Raw genomic sequence first — 17361 nt, 5'->3', positions numbered from 1 at the left:
CTCGAAGGATGACACCCAAGGCACCGGGTTCATCATGACAAAGACATTCCGCACCCTCGACGACGTCGATTTGAAGGGCAAGCGCGTGCTGCTGCGCGTCGATCTCAACGTGCCGATGGACGCCGGCAAGGTGACCGACACCACCCGGCTCGAACGCGTGATGCCGACCATCACCGAGCTGTCGGGCAAGGGCGCCAAGGTGATCCTGCTGGCGCATTTCGGCCGGCCGAAGGGCCGCGACGACAAGAACTCGCTCAAGCCGGTCGCTGCTGCGCTGGCCGACGTCATCAAGAAGCCGGTCGGCTTCGCTGACGACTGCATCGGCGAGCCCGCCGCCAAGGCGATCGCCGCGATGGCCGACGGCGACATCCTGTGCCTGGAAAACACCCGCTTCCATCCCGAGGAAGAGAAGAACGATCCGGCGTTCGTCGCCAAGCTCGCCGAGCTCGGCGACATCTGGGTCAACGACGCGTTCTCGGCCGCGCACCGCGCCCACGCCACCACCGAAGGCCTCGGCCACAAGCTGCCGGCTTACGCGGGCCGCACCATGCAGGCCGAATTGGTCGCGCTGAACAAGGCGCTGGAAGCGCCGGTGAAGCCGGTGATCGCGATCGTCGGCGGCGCCAAGGTGTCGACCAAGATCGACCTGCTCGAAAACCTGGTCACCAAGGTGCAGGCGCTGGTGATCGGCGGCGGCATGGCCAACACCTTCCTGCACGCCCAGGGCGTCAAGGTCGGCAAGTCGCTGTGCGAGAAGGACCTGGCCCCGACCGCGCTGCGCATCCTCGACAAGGCCGAGGCCGCCAACTGCGCCATCATCCTGCCGGTCGACGCCACCGTCGCCTATCACTTCGAGGCCAATGCGCCGTCGTTCGCCTACGGGCTCGACGCCATCCCGGACGATGCCATGATCCTCGACGTCGGCCCGCGTTCGATCGAGCGCATTCACGCCGCGATCGACGATGCCGCGACCCTGGTGTGGAACGGCCCGGTCGGCGCCTTCGAGCTGACGCCGTTCGACAAGGGCACGGTCGAAGCCGCCAAACATGCCGCCAAGCGCACCAAGGCCGGCAAGCTGGTGTCGGTCGCCGGCGGCGGCGACACCGTCGCGGCGCTCAACCATGCCGGCGTCGCCGACGACTTCACCTACATCTCGACCGCCGGCGGCGCCTTCCTGGAATGGATGGAAGGCAAGCCGCTGCCGGGCGTCGAAGTGCTCCAGGTCAAGTGATCCCTACTGCCGGCGCCCCCGCGGCGCCGGCTTGCGACCGCCTCCACCGGAGCCTATCTTGCGTTACATGTAACGCTCCGGTCGGAGGAGGCCTGCGATGGACAAGCCGGTCGACAAGCCAGCCAAGGGCAAGCGCCCTGCCGCTTCCGGTGGAGCCTCGAAGCCCCGCAGCGCCAGCGCCGAACGGGTCCGCCGTCACCGCGAAAAGATGAAGGCCATGGGCCTGAAGCCAGTCACGATCTGGGTTCCGGAGGACTACAACTCTCCGGAATACAAGGCCGAGATCCGGCGAGAGTGCGAACTCATCAACGCCGATCCCGAAAGCGAAATCGTGCTGGAAGGCATGTGGGAACTGGCCGATTTCGGTGATTGGAAAGCATGAAGCGCGGCGATCTGGTCACCGTCGCGTTTTCAGGAGACTACGGAAAGCCCCGGCCGGCTTTAGTCATTCAGTCTGATGGTTTTGACGACCTTGCGTCGGTAACCGTCCTGCCGCTGACTTCGCATCTGCTGGACACTCGGCGAACGCGTATCCTGGTCTTGCCGACGAAGGAAAATGGACTGCGAAGCCCTTCCAGCATCATGATTGAAAAGATCGGTTCGCTGGCACGACGGAAAGTCGGCCCGGTGATCGGTTCCCTCTCCACCGACGACATGGCCGCGGTCAATCGCGCCCTCGCCATCTTCCTCGGCATTGTCTAAGACCCTGTCCGAACGGCTTCCCAAACCAACAAGAACAGCCAAAGGAGAGACGCGATGAACCTCGCTGACTTGAACCAGATCGCTCGCGCCATGGTCGCGCCCGGCAAAGGCATTCTCGCCGCCGACGAGTCCTCGGGGACGATCAAGAAGCGGTTCGACGTCATCGGGGTGGAGTCGACCGAGACCAACCGCCGCGACTATCGCGAGATGCTGTTCCGCTCCAAGGAAGCGATGAGCGACTACGTCTCCGGCGTGATCCTGTACGACGAGACGATCTGGCAGAACGCCGCCGACGGCACCCCGCTGGTGAAGCTGATCGAGCAGGCCGGCAGCATTCCGGGCATCAAGGTCGACGAGGGCACTCAGCCGCTGCCGAACTGCCCGGGCGAAACCATCACGGTCGGCCTCGACAAGCTCGCCGAGCGGCTCGCCAAATACTACAAGCAGGGTGCCCGGTTCGCGAAGTGGCGCGCGGTGATCGACATCGACACTGCCCGTGGCGTTCCGAGCCACACCGCGATCATGACCAACGCCCACGCGCTGGCGCGCTACGCGGCGCTGTGCCAGCAGGCCCAGATCGTGCCGATCGTCGAGCCGGAGGTGCTGATGGACGGCGCCCACGACATCGACACCTGCTACAGCATCACCGAATGGGTGCTGAAGGAAACCTTCCAGCAACTGTACTTCCAGCGCGTCGCCCTTGAAGGCATGATCCTGAAGCCGAACATGGCTGTCCCCGGCAAGAAATCGGCTAAGAAGGCGTCGGTGCAGGAAGTCGCCGAGAAGACCGTGAAGCTGCTGAAGGCCTGCGTGCCGTCGGCGGTGCCGGGCATCGCCTTCCTGTCCGGCGGCCAGTCGGACGAAGAAGCGACGGCCCACCTCGATGCCATGAACAAGATCGGTGGCCTGCCCTGGGGCCTCACCTTCTCGTACGGCCGTGCCCTGCAGGCCGCGCCGCAGAAGGCGTGGTCGGGCAAGGCCGAGAACGTCGCGGCCGGCCAGGCCGCGTTCACCCACCGGGCCCGGATGAACTCGCTCGCCGCCAAGGGCGAGTGGAGCGCCGAGCTCGAAACCAAGAAGGCCGCCTGAGCCGTATGAACGCCAAGCCTGCTCCATCGCGTCCGGCGCCGCGCCTGTATCTGGCGACGCCGGTGACTGCCGATCCCGCCGCCCTGGCCGCGGCTCTGCCGAAGCTGCTCGCCGCTGCCGATATCGCGGCGGTACTGCTACGGCTGGAGTCGTCCGATCCGCGGACCCTGACGTCGCGGATCAAGGCGGTGGCACCAGTGGTGCAGGCAGGCGGCGCGGCGCTCCTGGTCGACGGCCACGCCGACCTGGTGGCCCGCGGCGGCGCCGACGGCGCGCATCTGTCAGGCATCAAGGCGATGCAGGAATGGCTGCCGCAGTTGCAGCCGTCCCGGATCGCCGGCGTCGGCGGGCTGGAAACCCGCCATGATTCGATGATCGCCGGCGAAGCCGGCGCCGATTACGTGCTGTTCGGCGAACCCGGCGCCGATGGAACCCGGCCGTCGCCGGAGGCGATCGCCGAGCGGCTGGACTGGTGGGCCGAGCTGTTCGAGCCGCCATGCGTCGGCTATGCGACCAGCCGCGAGGAAGTCCATCAATTCGCCACAGCAGGTGCCGATTTCGTGCTGGTGGGCGACTTCATCTGGGGCGCCGACGATCCCACGGCCGCGCTGGCGGACGCCGGCGAAGCGCTACGTCAAGGCTTCGCTGCCGCCCCCCGGCAATGACACATTGGATTCGACGATGAAGGCGCTGCGCGCGTTCGCGATTGTTGCGGCTTCACTGCTGCTTGCCACCGGCGCGGCGGCGCAAGTTTCGCTGTCGCCGCCGTCTGGCCCCAACCCATTCCCGAAGCCGCTGGAGCCGGAAAAGCCGAAGCCCAGGCCGCCGGCTCCGGCTAAGGCACCCGCCACCGAGGCGAAGGACAAGGCCAAGAAGCCGGGAGACAAACCCGACGCTAAGGCCGCCCCCGAGGGCGGCGCGGCCACGGCCGAAGATCCCAACGTCGACCTGGTGTACGGCGCCTATCAGCGCGGCTTCTACAAGACCGCGTTCGAACTGGCGCAGAAGCGCGCCGCCGACAACGACGCCAAGGCCATGACCATGCTGGGCGAGCTCTATGCCAATGCCCTCGGCGTGAAGCGCGACTACAAGAAGGCGGCGGAGTGGTACTCGCGAGCGGCCGATCTCGGCGACCGCGAGGCGATGTTTGCCCTCGCCATGGCCCGGATGGGCGGCCGCGGCGGCCCGCCGAACCGCGAGGAAGCCGCCAAATGGCTGGCGCAGGCTGCCAAGCTTGGCGAGCCGAAGGCAGCCTATAATCTGGCGCTGCTCTATCTCGACGGCCAGACCTTCCCGCAGGACGTCAAGCGCGCTGCCGAACTGCTGCGGATGGCCGCCGATGCCGGCAACCCGGAAGCCCAATACGCGCTGGCGACCTTCTACAAGGAAGGTACAGGGGTAACCAAGAGCATCGAGCAGTCGGTGCGGTTGCTGCAGGCCGCCGCGCTCGCCGGCAACGTCCCGGCCCAGGTCGAATACGCCATCGCGCTGTACAACGGCACCGGCACCCCGAAGAACGAGCCGGCCGCCGTTGCGCTGCTGCGCAAGGCGGCGCGGGCCAACAACCCGATCGCCCAGAACCGCCTCGCCCATGTGCTGGTCTCCGGCCAGGGCGCGCCGCGCGACATCAACGAGGCGATGAAATGGCACCTGGTCGCCAAGACCGCCGGCAAGGGCGATCTGCAGCTCGACCAGACGCTGGCCCAGATGTCGGCCGAGGATCGCGCCAAGGCCGAAGAGGCGGCGCGGACCTGGATCGGCGGCGGCAAATGATCCGGGGTTGACGCCGCCCGCCGCAAAGGGCACCCCTTGCGGCCGCAAACCCCACACATCCCCTTCCCGACCAGACCATTCGCAGGTCGTCACGAGACCAGACCATGATCCATTCCGCCCTCATCAACGTCATGGTCAAGGCGGCGCGCCGCGCCGGCCGCAGCCTCAAGCGCGACTTCGGCGAGATCGAGAATCTCCAGGTGTCGCTGAAGGGCCCGGCAAACTTCGTGTCGCGCGCCGACAAGCGCGCCGAGGAGATGCTGTACGAGGACCTGTCGAAAGCCCGGCCGGGCTACGGCTTCCTCGGCGAGGAAGGCGGCGTGCGCGAAGGCGCCGACAAGAGCCACCGCTGGATCGTCGATCCGCTCGACGGCACCACCAACTTCCTGCACGGCATCCCGCATTTCGCGATCTCGATCGGGCTCGAGCGCGAGGGCACGATGATCGCTGGCGTGATCTACAATCCTGCCAATGAGGAGCTGTACATCGCCGAGCGCGGCAAGGGCGCCTTCCTCAACGACACCCGCCTGCGCGTCGCCAATCGCCGTGAACTCCACGACTGCGTCATCGGCTGCGGCCTGCCGCATATCGGCCGCGGTGACTTCGCGCAGAACCAGCGCGAGATGGCCGCCCTGCAGCCGAAGGTCGCCGGCCTGCGCCGGTTCGGTACCGCCTCGCTCGACCTCGGCGCGGTCGCGGCCGGCCGCTTCGACGGCTTCTGGGAACGCAACCTGTCGCCGTGGGACATCGCAGCCGGCATCGTGATGATCCGCGAAGCCGGCGGCACCGTCGGCGACATCAACGGCGGCGACGTTCTCAAGACCGGCGACATCGTCTGCGGCAACGAAACCATCCACGCCGAACTCGCGCGGATCCTGAAGCCGCTGAGCTGAGAGGCTCGTGATCAGCCCTCCTTCTGCATCACCATCTCTTCAGCAACCTTTCGGCTAGAGCCTCGGCCGCTTCCTCGTCGAGCGGCGTGCCGAAAAGCGCGCGCACGAACAGCGGGGCGAGCAGAAAGTCGATGACGTCATCGACGGCGAGCGCGCGTTCGCCGCGGGCATTCGCGCGCGCCAGCATCTGCTCAATCTGCTCGATCCGCCGTGCCAACGCTTCCGGCGGCGCCACGGTCCCGGCATGTGTCGGCGTGGCGGTGGCGACGAAGGCGCGAAAGAAAGACGAACCTTCGGGCCGGCTTAAGGTCAAAGCGATCGATCGCGCCCACTGGCGGAGATCGCCCTCGATCGATCCCGTGTCGGGAATGGGATAGTCGCGCATCAACTGCTCGACCGCGACCTCGCGGATCAGCGAGCCGATGTCTCCCCAGCGCCGATAGAGGCTCGTCGCCGCGACTCCGGCTCGCTCGGCCACGTCGGTCATGCTTACCGCCCCATGTCCCTTTTCCGCGACGAGCTCCGCAACTGCTTGAAACGTAGCAGTTTTTGTCCGCGCCGCGCGACCGCCAGGTCGGGATTTAGGAGAATTACGCTGCATCGCGACAGTCCTTAACGCAAAAAATTTTGCAATAACGCTCCTCGGCGCCTATCATGGTGGCTCGTTACAGGAGCATTCCCCATGGATCGTCGTTTCTTTCTCGCCGCGACTTCACTTGCAACTCTGTTCACCAACGCTGGCCAAGCGCCAGCGGCGGCAGGCTCGCCTCCGGTCGATCGGCTGCTGTTTCCCAGCGATAATCAGTTCTGGTACGAGACGCTGCGAGCGATCGGAGCCGGAGAATACGGCGGCTCATCATTTGGCGAAGTTCTGGCGACGGCCAACAGCATCCAAGCTGGCGACGTGGATAGCTGGTACGCAGCATGGAACGCGACCGCAGACCGTGTTGCAGAGGAAGCGTCCAGACAGTTGGCGCGGGGCCATCGGGTCAGCGCGCGAGATGGTCTGTTGCGCGCGGCGACCTACTACCAGTGCTCCGATTTCTTCCTGCACGGAAGCCCGCACGACGCCAGGGTTTTGCGGGCTTATAAGCGGTCGGTGGAATGCTACGGCCAAGCCGCCAGGATGCACGAACCGGCCATCGAACCCGTCGAAATCCCATACGGGACCGGCACGCTGCCCGGCTATTTCCACTCAGCCGGCCGCCCTGGCCGGCGTCCAACTCTGATCCTGCATACCGGCTTCGACGGTTCAGCTGAAGAGATGCATGTGTTCGGCGCACGCGCGGCAGTCGAACGCGGCTATAATGTCCTGGCTTTTGACGGCCCCGGCCAATATGGCCCGCTGCATCGCGACGGCCTCGTCTTCAGGCCGGACTGGGAAAATGCGGTCGGTCCGGTGGTCGATTTCGCGCTGACGCGGCCCGACGTCGATCCGAAACGCTTGGCGCTGATGGGAATCAGCCTGGGCGGGCTATTGGCCCCGCGGGCGGCCGCCTACGAGAAGCGCCTTGCGGCTCTGATTGCCAATGACGGCGTCTACGATTTTTCCGCCACCTTCAAAGCGAACGTTCCGCCTGAAAAACTCGAAGGCTTCCTGTCGGGTTTGAAAGCGGATCAAGCGCCGGCGATCGATCAGATGCTGGCGCAGCAAATGAAGACGTCGACGACTTTCCGCTGGGCCTACGAGCACGGGATGTGGTCGACCGGCGCCGCGTCACCACGCGCTTTCCTAGCTAAGATGCTCGACTACAATCTTCGCAATGGGGTGGCGGAGGCGATCACTTGCCCGACGCTGGTTTGCGACGCCGAGGCAGATCTGTTCTTCACACAACAGCCCCAGCAACTGTACGATCACCTGACCTGTCGTAAGACCCTGATCCGTTTCACGACGGCGGAAGGCGCCGGCGCGCATTGCCAAGTCGGAGCCAACCGATTGGCTTTCGCCCGAATCTTCGATTGGCTCGACGAGACGCTCGGCTAGCGGCAATTGGCCCGGCTGAGCGCCCCGGGATTAACGTCGCCGGCGACATCCGGCGTACCCACCATGGTCGATGACCTTGGCGGCGGCGAGGTGCAGAATATTGAAGCCGCTGACGTAACGGGCTGAGAGCACGCTCCCTCTTCGAACCAAGCAAGCCGTCATCGCCGGGCTGGACCCGGCGATCCATCTTCTTCAAATGAAGCTGTTGCGCACGCGCTCACGCGCGGGATGGATGCGCGGGCCTTCGCCACGCCGAAGGGGCTTCGGCCCCGCAGGCGGGTCGAGCCTGCGCATGACGGGACCGAGTGGTGATCCGCATTGCCACTCGATGCCACACAATCGGCCGCCATCGCCCGCGCAGACGAGCGATCCAGTATCCAGAGCTTTGCTTCAATGATCAGCGCACGGCCGCACTGGGCCCTCCGCTTGCGCGGAGGGTGACGGTTGTTTGTGTAGAGAGGCGCCGAGCTTCAAATAATCGCCGCGCTTACGCGGCGGGCACGATCCGCCGCACGTCGCCGCTGTCAGTCACGAACGCGGCGCCCGGCTTCGAGAACAGGAAGCCGTTGGACTTCTTCAGAGGGTAGAGCTGATCGAGCTTCTGCCCGCCTTCGGCGACGGCGATCTTGCCGTCGATCACCTCGCGATACAGCTTGGCGACCGCCACCATGTCACACTGCTGCGGCGACAGCCGCATCGAGGAGACGCCGGCGTCCTTGAGCTTGTCGATGTCGCCAAGCAGGCTGGCGCAGGTGTAGGACAGCGTCTGCACGCCGTTCATCGCCAGGAACGGCTCGTCATCGAGCGTGGTCACGGCAAGACCGTCGGGGTCCTGCTCGCAGACGAACTTGCAGTTGTCCTTCGTCAGCTTGTTGAGCCGGGCGTGATAGCAGCGCGCCGAGATCGCCAGCGGCACGCGGCCGAACGAGAACACCTCGAACGACACGTCGGGCAGCGACTTGGCGATGCTGCGGATCGCCGACAGCGGCAGCTCCGGCGGCAGGCAGATGCGGTCGGCGCCGCGCGAGGCGAAATACGCCGCAGTCGACTCGTTGTAGATGTTCACGAACGGACCGATCGCGTGCGCCCTGCCGCCGAGCATGCCGAGGCAGGAGAGGTCATTGACCTCCATCATGAAGCCGTCGTCGGCGGCGAGCTCGCCCATCGCCTTGCGCTCGCGCGGCAGCGACATCAGCACCAGCGAGCCCATCAGCACCTTCTTGCCGGCGCCGGCGAGGCGTTCGACCACCGCCGGGATGTGCTCCTCGAGGAACGGCTGGCGCTTCGAGCACACCACCTCGCCGACCACGACGGTGTCGACCGGCGCTTCGTCGGCGATGCGGAAATAGAAGTCGCGCCACTCTTCCGGCTTCCAGTTGAACAGCACCGGTCCAAGCGTGAGTTGCATGGGAGTAGCCTCGCTGTGGGTGGTTCGCGAAAAATCACTCGGCGCCGACGGGCGTCGGCGCCACGCTGTCAGCGCCAGGTCTTCTTGTAGGCGCCGGTGGTGGTGGATTGGCCTTCGGTCAGGCCGCGCAGTGCGTCGACCGGCAGCGGCCGTCCGTCATCGAGCGCGGCGAGCACGTCCTTGAACGTCTTCACCACCCGCTCGATATAGGCCCGGCCGCGCTGGCGGCCTTCGATCTTCAGCGCCGCGACGCCGGCGGCGCGCAGGTCCGGCAGCATCGTGGTGGCATCGAGGCTGGCCGGGTCTTCGAACAGATAGCCGCAGCCTTCGTCGGTCTGGTAGCGGCCCTTGCACAGCGTCGGATACGCCGCAGCCTCGCCCTTGGCGAACTTGTTGATGGTGAACTCACCGAGCCGCGACACCAGCGAGCCGTTCTGCTCGCGATACTGGATCGAGGCGGCCGGCGAACACACGCCGTCCATGTTCGGCGACTTGCCGGTGGCGTAGGACGACAGCGAGCAGCGGCCCTCCTCCATCACGCACAGGCCGCCGAAGATGAAGACCTCGGTCTCGACCTTCACCTCTTTGGTGATCGCGGCGATTTCCTGCACGCTGAGCACGCGCGGCAGCACCACGCGCTGCGCGTTGAAGCTGTCGACATAGAACCGGATCGAATCCGGATTCGCGGCAGCCGCCTGCACCGAGACGTGCAACCGCTGCTCCGGATGGGTCTTGGCGCAGTAATCCATCACGCCGACGTCGGCGAGGATCAGCGCGTCGGCCTCGGCTTCGACCGCGTCGTCGACCGCGCGCTGCCACAGCTCGACATTGCCGGCGCGGGCGAAGGTGTTGATCGCCACCAGCACCTTGGTGCCGTAGCGATGCGCGTGCGCGATCGACTCACGCATCTCCTCGCGGCTGAAGTTCAGCCCCGGGAAGTTGCGCGCGTTGGTTTCGTCGTTGAAACCACAATAGATCGCATCGGCGCCTGCGGCGACGGCATCGTGCAGCGCTGCCGGCGTACCAGCGGGACAGATCAGTTCCATGCTCTAACCTCCGCCTCCGACACCCAGCTCTTCGCGATAACCGGGCTGCGCGCCGACCAGGCTGCGCAAGATCCGTTCGATCGGCGCCGCCAGCGGGCCGAACCACGCCACCGACTCTTTCAGGAAGTCGACGCGGGAATCGTCGATCGCATTGCGCAGCGCGACCACCGCTTCCATGTCGCCGTCGATTTCGATGTCGCGCGAGAAGAACAGCGCGTCGCCGTCATAGGAGCCGTCGGTCATACCGATCAGCGCCGACAGCGGCCCCGCGATCCGCGCGTGGATGTTGGTAGGCAGCGTACGCACCACCGTAACCCGCGGATTCATCCGGCGCGGCTCGAGCACGAACGCGATCGGCAGATCGGTCGGCGCGAGGCCGTATCGCTTGCCGGTGTGCGGACCGAGGCGATCGAAGATCCGGGGATGGCGCGCGCGAATTTCGCGCAAGCAGATTCCGAGCAACACCTGCAGTGGCAACAGCGGCAACACCCGCGTCGCGAGGGCAAGCGGCGCGGGCATCCTGGAGACGGACGAATTGGATACCGACATGGGCCACCTTATCGTGAACAGTTCGCGTAGCCCGGCCCCGACGGTACTTCTTTGCGCCTGATCAAAGACAGGGTCGATGGCAAGTGCTGACCAGTGTTGTCCGCAGGGAGACACCATGCTGAGCCGCGTCAAACCGCCCTTCCCTGATCTGCGTGCATTTAGTGGCTATCTCGAATCACGCGGACAGTTGCACCGCATCCGCAAGCCGGTGTCGGTGGTCCATGACCTCACAGAAATCCATCGTCGTGTGCTGCATGCCGGTGGCCCGGCACTCCTGATCGAAAACCCGATCAAGGCCGACGGCACGCCGTCCGAGATGCCGATCCTGGTCAATCTGTTCGGCACCGTCGAACGGGTGGCCTGGGGCCTCGGCATCCTGCCGGAAAACCTGTCGCGGCTCGGCGAGGCGCTCGCCGAAATGCGCGAGCCGGCACCGCCGCAGAGCCTGACCGACGCTTTGAGCAAGCTGCCGATGGCCAAGGCCGCGCTGGCGATGCGACCGAAGCTGGCGAAATCGGCGCCGGTGCAGGAAGTGGTGCTGACCGGCGACGCGGTCGATCTCGGCCGGCTGCCGGTGCAGATCCCCTGGCCAGGCGAACCGGCACCGCTGATCACCTGGGGCCTCGTCTTCACCAAGCCGCCGCCCGGCGCACACGGCACCGACAATGTCGGCGTCTACCGGATGCAGGTGCTGGGCAAGGATCGCCTCATCATGCGCTGGCTGGCGCATCGCGGCGGCGCCAAGCACCACCACCAGTGGAAGGCCGACAAGCGCGAGATGCCGGTCGCGATTGTGATCGGCGCCGATCCGTCGATGATTCTCTCCGCGGTGCTGCCGCTACCGGAGACGGTGTCGGAAATCAAATTCGCCGGCCTGCTCGGCGGCGAGCGTCCGAGCCTGACGCCGTGCCAGACCATTCCGATCAGCGTGCCGGCCGATGCCGAGATCGTGCTGGAAGGCTTCGTGTCACCGACCGAGACCGCGCCGGAGGGGCCATATGGCGACCACACCGGCTATTACAACGCGGTCGAGGAATTCCCGGTGATGCGGATCACCGCGATCACCATGCGGCGCCACCCGATCTATCTGTCGACCTATACGGGACGGCCGCCGGATGAGCCATCGCGACTTGGCGAGGCGTTCAACGACGTGTTTCTTCCGGTCGCGCGGCGGCAATTCCCCGAGATCGTCGATCTGTGGCTGCCGCCGGAAGCGTGCTCGTACCGTATCGCCGTCGCCTCGATCAAGAAACGCTATCCCGGCCAGGCGCGCCGGCTGATGATGGGGCTGTGGTCGATGCTGCCGCAGTTCAGCTATACCAAGCTCCTGATCATCGTCGACGACGACGTCGATGTCCGCGACTGGGCCGACGTGATGTGGGCGGTGTCGACACGCTGCGACACCTCGCGCGACATGGTGTCGATCAGCGACACCCCGATCGATTATCTCGACTTCGCCTCGCCGAAATCCGGACTCGGCGGTAAGCTCGGCATCGACGCCACCAACAAGATCGGCACCGAGACCGAGCGCGAGTGGGGCAAGGTGCTGGAGATGGACAAGGACGTGATCGCACGGGTCGATGCGATGTGGACCAGCCTCGGACTGTCGCCGGAACATCAACCGGCGGCCGGGCAACGCCGGCTGATCCGATGAGCACGCAGCACCGCATCGTGGTCGGCATCAGCGGCGCCTCGGGCGCCGCGGTGGGGCTGCGGGTGGTCGAACTGCTGGCCTCGGTCGATTGCGAAGTGCATCTGGTAGTGTCGAAGGCCGCACGGCGGACCATCGCCTACGAGGCCGGGCCGAACGCGCTCGATCACGCCGCCGACCTGGTGCATCGCTTCCATAAGATCGAAGATGTCGGCGCCTGCATCGCCTCCGGCTCGTTCCGCACCTCCGGCATGATCGTGGCGCCGTGCTCGATCCGCACGCTGTCGGCGATCGCCCATGGCGATCTCGACAATCTGCTGGTGCGCGCCGCCGACGTGCAGCTCAAGGAGCGACGCCGGCTGGTGCTGATGCTGCGCGAAACACCGCTGCATCTCGGCCATATCCGCAGCATGGCGCAGGCAACCGAGATCGGCGCCATCGTGGCGCCGCTGTCGCCGGCGTTCTATCAGCGGCCGCGCTCGATCTCGGAAATGATCGACCACATGGCCCTGCGCGCGATCGGCTTGCTCGGCCTAAACGATCTGGAATTGTCGGCCCCCGAATGGTCCGACGATACCCCGCCGACCTGCCCGAAGCCCTGAGCCGCTCCTTCGATGCACTGCCTACTCCTTCTCCCCGCGCGCTGGGAGAAGAGTGGGATGAGGGGGCGTTTCCAAGCGGCCGAGCGCGGCGGCGATCACGACAACTACGCACGAACAGTTCGAGACGCTCGAACTCGTGGAGACGCCCCTCACCCGGCCCGGCTTCGCTACGCTCATCCGGGCCGACCTCACCCCGCGCGCGGGGAGAGGTGAAGAACTGACCCTTTAGTTACACAGCGGAATGCGCTCGGGCACAGCCTCTTTCGGCACGTCCTTGCGCAGATCGACGTCGCGCGTCAGCGGGAAGAAGTCGCCGGCGCGTTCGGTCTTCAGATACGTCGTGATCAGCGTTTTGGCCGGCAGCGTGCCGATGCGGCACGCTTCGGCGCCGACCCCGATGGTCAGCGAGCCACGCTCGCCCTTCGCCTTATGGGCCGCCATCTGGTCGCGGACCGCGAGCAGACGCGGCACGTCCTCGGGCGCGATCCGGAACGCGTAGATCATGGTGTCGTTCGTCACTTCGTCTTTCAGCGACAACAGTTCGCCGGGATCGTCCAGATCGGCCAGCACGAACGCCTGCTCGCGTTTCTCTGCGCCCACCGCGACAGTGACGCGCAGGGTCACGCGGCGCGGCCGCAGCCCTTGCGGCAACCGCACGGCAATGCGCAGCACCGCCGGATCAGTTGCTGCCAGATCGGTACGCACCAGCTTGACCATCGAGGTGATCGGAACGGAGCTGCAGGCAGTCAGGGCACCGAGCGCCATGGCGGCGGCAGCAAATCTGAACGAGGCGGGGAAGCACATGACGCTCATCCTATCTTGACGATGATAAATTATCGTTTTACGATAATTTCATCTCGAAATAGATGATGGAGCCTTGCAATGCAAGCACGACTATCCGGCACCTCGATCGGACTGACCGGTCCGGCGGCCACCAAGCTGGTGCGGCTGTCGCGCGCGATGGAATGGATGAGCACGATCGGGATCGTGCTGATCGTGGGACTGATCGGCGCCGTCTTCCTGGTCCCGAGCTGGACCCGCAATCTGCTGCTGACCAAGCTCGGCGAGATCGGCACTCGGCTGCCGCTCGACGCCGGTAATCAGGCGCTGGCGGCTGTCATCATCACCGTGCCGGTGGCCGTGATGCTGTGGGGGCTGGTCAATGTGCGCGCGCTGTTCGCAGAGTTCGCGCGCGGCCAGGTCTTCACCACCACAGCAGCCACCTACCTGCAGCGCTTCGGCATCGCCGTGCTGGCGCAGGGCCTGCTTGGTCCCGTCACCGCGACCGCCCTGGCGCTCGCACTGTCGCTGAGCAATCCCCCCGGTCAACGTCTGCTGGTGCTGACGTTCTCCAGCAACGACTATGTCTCGGTGATCGTCGGCGGCGTGCTGGTGGCGGTCGCGGCGGTGATGCGCGAAGCGGCGCGGCTCGCCGACGAGAACGCGAGCTTCGTGTAGGCGATGGCGATCGTAGTCAACCTCGACGTGATGCTGGCGCGGCGCAAGATGCGCTCGAAGGAGCTCGCCGAGCAGATCGGCATCACCGAGCAGAACGTCTCGTTGCTGAAATCCGGCAAGGTGAAGGGCATCCGGTTCGAGACGCTGTCACGGATCTGCACGGTGCTCGAGTGTCAGCCCGGCGACATTCTCGAATACGTCGAGGACAAGTAGCAGCGAACAAGAAAAGGCCGGCAGCTGCAGGGCGCAGGTGCCGGCCTTCGAATTTTCAAGTTGGCGCCGCGATCGGCGCGAGCGGTTCGACGTCCGATCAGGCCGTCGCGGGCCGCGAGGCGTGTTCGTGCGGCCGCCAGTCTTCCGCCGCTTCGTCCCAATAATGGGCTTCATCGAAGCGCTTCCAGTGCGCGTTCTGCGCCACGACCTCACGGCCACCGATGATCAAGGCCACCAGACCGATCAGGCCGACCAGCCCGTAGATCGCTGCGATCAATGCAACAATGGTCAAGGCTCTTTCCTCACTGTTTGCGATGAGCACCCTGGAAGCTCGACGGCGGGTGCGCCCGTCTTGAACTCGAAGCTCAGTCCGAACTTAGTTCGCCCACGCGAACCAGCCGAAACGCCGCTCGGGTGCCTGCTTGGCGGTCACCACCGGAGCCGGGGGCTGCGGTTGCGCACGCTGAGTTGCCTTACGCCACAGATCGTCGACGACGAGATACGCAATCAACGCAGGGCCGACGGCGCACGTCAGGAACAACACGAGCGATCCGACAGAATCCAGAAACACGTCACACCTCCTGCTTTCGTCGAAGGCAAAACTAGGGAAAGTACCGCTGCCCGCATTGCGCCGGATCAATTTTGCCGGCCCGGTTCACGAACCAAGAAGCGATTAGTTCCATGTAGTTAGCTGTTTATTAAGCGGGATTTTCGGGCCCAGAACCGCTTGAAAACACTACTGCTCACTGTGTTGTGAATTGGCCGTGAAGGAGGCACCACAACGAGCGCGCGCATCGTCGTGCTTTGCAGCACGCGCAGAGCGACAACACGTCGCGCCCCGGTGCACGAACAGTCAGGCCGGCTTCAGGCGGTAATGACTGACACCCCACTCGTCGCCATCGGCGTAGCCGAACAGGCCGGAGGTTGCGAGGAAGAACCAGCGCCAGCGCCGCATCCACAATGCGGTGTCGTCGCCGTACACCGGGCGAAGGATGGCTTCGATCTCGCCCCGGTGCTTGTCGAAATTGACCAGCCAGTCTTCGGCCGTGCGCCGGTAGTGACGGCCGCTCCAGCGCCATTGCTCGTCGATCTTGAACAGATCGGCGTATTGCAGGATCAGCCGGTGGCTCGGCATCACCCCGCCGGTGAAGAAATGCTGGGCGATCCAATCGGCGCGATCGGTGCGATCGAACAAGTAAGCGCCGCGGCGATGACTGAAGATGTGCATGAAGAACAACCCGCCCGGCTTGAGCCAGCCGCGGATCCAGGTCATCAGCTTGCGCCAGTTCATCATGTGTTCGAACATCTCGACCGAGACCACCCGGTCGAATTTGTCGTGCGGTTCGAACGCGTTCATGTCGCAGGTGACGACGCGCAAGTTCATCAGTCGCCGCGCAGCGGCCTGAGCCTCGATGTACTGCCGCTGCGACGCCGAGTTCGACACCGACAGGATCCGCGCATAGGGAAATCGCTCGGCCATCGCCAGCGACAGCGAACCCCAGCCGCAGCCGAGTTCGAGGATCGCCTGGCCGTCGCGCAGATCGGCATGCTCCATCGTCAGCCGCAGCGCCTCCGCTTCGGCCTGCGCCAACGTGGTCTCGGCCTCGCGATAGAAGCAGGACGAGTATTTGCGGTGCGGCCCGAGCACCTTGCCGAAAAACTCAGCCGGGACCTCGTAGTGCTGAGCGTTCGCCGCGTCAGTATGCTCGGCGACTTCGCGCGCCGCCATCGCCTGCGCGAACGCCGCGTCGCTGGCGGCGTTGCCGAGCGCCATCTTGGCGGCGGTGCGGGCGCACAGCATCCGGATGCCGGCGCGGATCACCGCGTCCGGCAGCGGCACCCGCTCGGCAATGTCGATCAGCGAGGCGAGCCCGCTCATGGCGTGGCGGAGCGCCGGGGTGGCAGCGGAAAGAACATCGAGGTCCTGGCCTGATAGTCACGGTAGCGGTCGCCGCGCGATTTGAGCATCTGCTCCTCGAGCGGCGGAATGCCGGTGACGTACACCAGGATCCAGTACATGAACAGCGGTGCCAGGAGCGCCGCGTAGCCCCACAGATAGGACAGCGGCTCGGCGAACGGGATCGCGATCACCGGATAGGCCAGCCAGCCGAACCACTGGAAGAAGTAGTTCGGGTGCCGCGACCACCGCCACAGCCCGGCATCGCAGACCTTGCCCTTATTGGCCGAATTTTCGCGGAACGCCTTGAGCTGCGCATCCGACAGCCCCTCGCCGGCGATCGCGACGATCAGGATCAGCACACCGAGATAGTCCTGCAGCCGCAGGCTGCCGGCCGGCGCATGCGCCGCGACGAAGATCGCGAATACCAGCGGGATGGTGCCGTAGGCCTGGTTCTGCAGAAAGAAGAACATCCGCTTCGGCGCGTCGGCGCCCCACTGCGCCGCATAGGCGGCGTAGCGCGGATCGTCGGTGATGTGCCGGGTGCGGGCGGCGATGTGCGAGCCGAGCCGCAGCGACCATGTCGCCACCAGCACCGCCACCAGCCATTGCCTCACGTCCGGCGCGGTGCCGTCGATCGGCCACAGCGACGACACCGCACCGGTCAGTCCGAGCGAGAACGTCCAGATGGTATCGACCCAGCCGGAATTGCCGGTCCGCTGCTGCACCACCCAGGCGCCCGCCATCAGCACCGCCAACGCCACTGCGATTCCCGCCAGCGCTCCGAGATACAAACCCGTCATCATCCACCCGTCGTTCGACCGCCATGCTGAGATGCCAGATACGTTCTGGGCCGCAGCGGAGT

Annotated in this window: 21 protein-coding genes; 12 read left to right on the top strand and 9 right to left on the bottom strand. The window is 65.5% G+C overall.

Annotated features, from left to right (window positions below; all coding sequences use genetic code 11):
* Positions 1–34 precede the first annotated feature (34 nt).
* The 7 genes from HZF03_RS04765 to HZF03_RS04735 all read left to right on the top strand — a co-directional run bounded on the left by HZF03_RS04765 (position 35) and on the right by HZF03_RS04735 (position 5688).
* Positions 35–1231 (top strand): phosphoglycerate kinase, encoded by a 1197-nt coding sequence (locus HZF03_RS04765; protein WP_119019255.1) that lies wholly within the window; start codon positions 35–37, stop codon positions 1229–1231.
* A 97-nt stretch (positions 1232–1328) separates the two neighbouring features.
* A complete protein-coding gene (locus HZF03_RS04760; protein ID WP_119019254.1) occupies positions 1329–1613 on the top strand; it encodes an antitoxin MazE family protein in 285 nt (94 codons plus the stop codon).
* Positions 1610–1933 carry a type II toxin-antitoxin system PemK/MazF family toxin gene (locus HZF03_RS04755; protein WP_011156476.1) on the top strand — a complete coding sequence of 108 codons (324 nt, stop codon included), beginning with the start codon at positions 1610–1612 and terminating at the stop codon, positions 1931–1933. Before HZF03_RS04760 ends, HZF03_RS04755 begins: the two co-directional genes overlap by 4 nt.
* A gap of 54 nt (positions 1934–1987) precedes the next feature.
* Positions 1988–3022, top strand: coding sequence for a class I fructose-bisphosphate aldolase (locus HZF03_RS04750; protein ID WP_012494591.1), 1035 nt, complete (start codon positions 1988–1990; stop codon positions 3020–3022).
* Positions 3023–3027: 5 nt separating this feature from the next.
* Entirely contained in the window at positions 3028–3687 is a 660-nt protein-coding gene (locus tag HZF03_RS04745) for a thiamine phosphate synthase (protein WP_119019253.1), read from the top strand.
* A 16-nt stretch (positions 3688–3703) separates the two neighbouring features.
* Positions 3704–4795, top strand: coding sequence for a tetratricopeptide repeat protein (locus HZF03_RS04740; RefSeq protein WP_119019252.1), 1092 nt, complete (start codon positions 3704–3706; stop codon positions 4793–4795).
* 104 nt (positions 4796–4899) lie between these two features.
* Positions 4900–5688 carry an inositol monophosphatase family protein gene (locus HZF03_RS04735; RefSeq protein WP_011156472.1) on the top strand — a complete coding sequence of 263 codons (789 nt, stop codon included), beginning with the start codon at positions 4900–4902 and terminating at the stop codon, positions 5686–5688.
* Positions 5689–5716: 28 nt separating this feature from the next.
* On the opposite strand, the gene HZF03_RS04730 is transcribed toward HZF03_RS04735, so the two are convergent.
* Positions 5717–6289 (bottom strand): TetR/AcrR family transcriptional regulator, encoded by a 573-nt coding sequence (locus HZF03_RS04730; RefSeq protein WP_119019251.1) that lies wholly within the window; start codon positions 6287–6289, stop codon positions 5717–5719.
* Positions 6290–6370: 81 nt separating this feature from the next.
* Between HZF03_RS04730 and HZF03_RS04725 the strand changes: the two genes are divergently transcribed.
* A complete protein-coding gene (locus HZF03_RS04725) occupies positions 6371–7672 on the top strand; it encodes an alpha/beta hydrolase family protein (protein ID WP_119019250.1) in 1302 nt (433 codons plus the stop codon).
* Between the two features lie 487 nt (positions 7673–8159).
* On the opposite strand, the gene HZF03_RS04720 is transcribed toward HZF03_RS04725, so the two are convergent.
* The 3 genes from HZF03_RS04720 to ubiT all read right to left on the bottom strand — a co-directional run bounded on the left by HZF03_RS04720 (position 8160) and on the right by ubiT (position 10675).
* On the bottom strand, positions 8160–9080 hold the full coding sequence (locus HZF03_RS04720) for a U32 family peptidase (RefSeq protein WP_119019249.1): 921 nt from the start codon (positions 9078–9080) through the stop codon (positions 8160–8162).
* Positions 9081–9148: 68 nt separating this feature from the next.
* Complete coding sequence (gene ubiU, locus HZF03_RS04715; RefSeq protein ID WP_011156468.1) at positions 9149–10126, bottom strand: ubiquinone anaerobic biosynthesis protein UbiU; 978 nt, start codon at positions 10124–10126, stop codon at positions 9149–9151.
* Positions 10127–10129: 3 nt separating this feature from the next.
* Complete coding sequence (gene ubiT, locus HZF03_RS04710) at positions 10130–10675, bottom strand: ubiquinone anaerobic biosynthesis accessory factor UbiT (RefSeq protein WP_011156467.1); 546 nt, start codon at positions 10673–10675, stop codon at positions 10130–10132.
* Between the two features lie 115 nt (positions 10676–10790).
* On the opposite strand from ubiT, the gene HZF03_RS04705 reads away from it, so the two are divergent.
* Both HZF03_RS04705 and HZF03_RS04700 read left to right on the top strand, forming a co-directional pair.
* On the top strand, positions 10791–12329 hold the full coding sequence (locus HZF03_RS04705) for a UbiD family decarboxylase (RefSeq protein ID WP_011156466.1): 1539 nt from the start codon (positions 10791–10793) through the stop codon (positions 12327–12329).
* Positions 12326–12928, top strand: a complete 603-nt coding sequence (locus HZF03_RS04700; protein WP_119019248.1) for a UbiX family flavin prenyltransferase — start codon at positions 12326–12328, stop codon at positions 12926–12928. Before HZF03_RS04705 ends, HZF03_RS04700 begins: the two co-directional genes overlap by 4 nt.
* Positions 12929–13153: 225 nt before the next feature.
* Here HZF03_RS04700 and HZF03_RS04695 read toward each other — a convergent pair whose 3' ends face one another.
* A complete protein-coding gene (locus HZF03_RS04695; protein ID WP_119019319.1) occupies positions 13154–13732 on the bottom strand; it encodes a hypothetical protein in 579 nt (192 codons plus the stop codon).
* 78 nt (positions 13733–13810) lie between these two features.
* On the opposite strand from HZF03_RS04695, the gene HZF03_RS04690 reads away from it, so the two are divergent.
* Together HZF03_RS04690 and HZF03_RS04685 are read left to right on the top strand one after the other, a co-directional pair.
* Positions 13811–14386, top strand: coding sequence for a DUF2975 domain-containing protein (locus HZF03_RS04690; RefSeq protein WP_119019247.1), 576 nt, complete (start codon positions 13811–13813; stop codon positions 14384–14386).
* Between the two features lie 3 nt (positions 14387–14389).
* Complete coding sequence (locus tag HZF03_RS04685) at positions 14390–14599, top strand: helix-turn-helix domain-containing protein (RefSeq protein ID WP_011156462.1); 210 nt, start codon at positions 14390–14392, stop codon at positions 14597–14599.
* A 97-nt stretch (positions 14600–14696) separates the two neighbouring features.
* Here HZF03_RS04685 and HZF03_RS04680 read toward each other — a convergent pair whose 3' ends face one another.
* From HZF03_RS04680 to HZF03_RS04665, 4 genes are all read right to left on the bottom strand, one after another.
* Positions 14697–14891, bottom strand: a complete 195-nt coding sequence (locus tag HZF03_RS04680; RefSeq protein ID WP_011156461.1) for a hypothetical protein — start codon at positions 14889–14891, stop codon at positions 14697–14699.
* A gap of 84 nt (positions 14892–14975) precedes the next feature.
* A complete protein-coding gene (locus HZF03_RS04675) occupies positions 14976–15170 on the bottom strand; it encodes a hypothetical protein (RefSeq protein ID WP_011156460.1) in 195 nt (64 codons plus the stop codon).
* A gap of 282 nt (positions 15171–15452) precedes the next feature.
* On the bottom strand, positions 15453–16478 hold the full coding sequence (locus HZF03_RS04670; RefSeq protein ID WP_119019246.1) for an SAM-dependent methyltransferase: 1026 nt from the start codon (positions 16476–16478) through the stop codon (positions 15453–15455).
* Entirely contained in the window at positions 16475–17302 is an 828-nt protein-coding gene (locus HZF03_RS04665; protein WP_420853845.1) for a DUF1295 domain-containing protein, read from the bottom strand. Before HZF03_RS04665 ends, HZF03_RS04670 begins: the two co-directional genes overlap by 4 nt.
* Positions 17303–17361: the final 59 nt, after the last annotated feature.

Source organism: Rhodopseudomonas palustris, assembly GCF_013415845.1.
GTDB classification, from domain to species: Bacteria; Pseudomonadota; Alphaproteobacteria; order Rhizobiales; family Xanthobacteraceae; genus Rhodopseudomonas; species Rhodopseudomonas palustris_F.
Note: the sequence above shows the minus strand (reverse complement) of the source record. Positions and strands in the feature narration are given on the sequence as shown.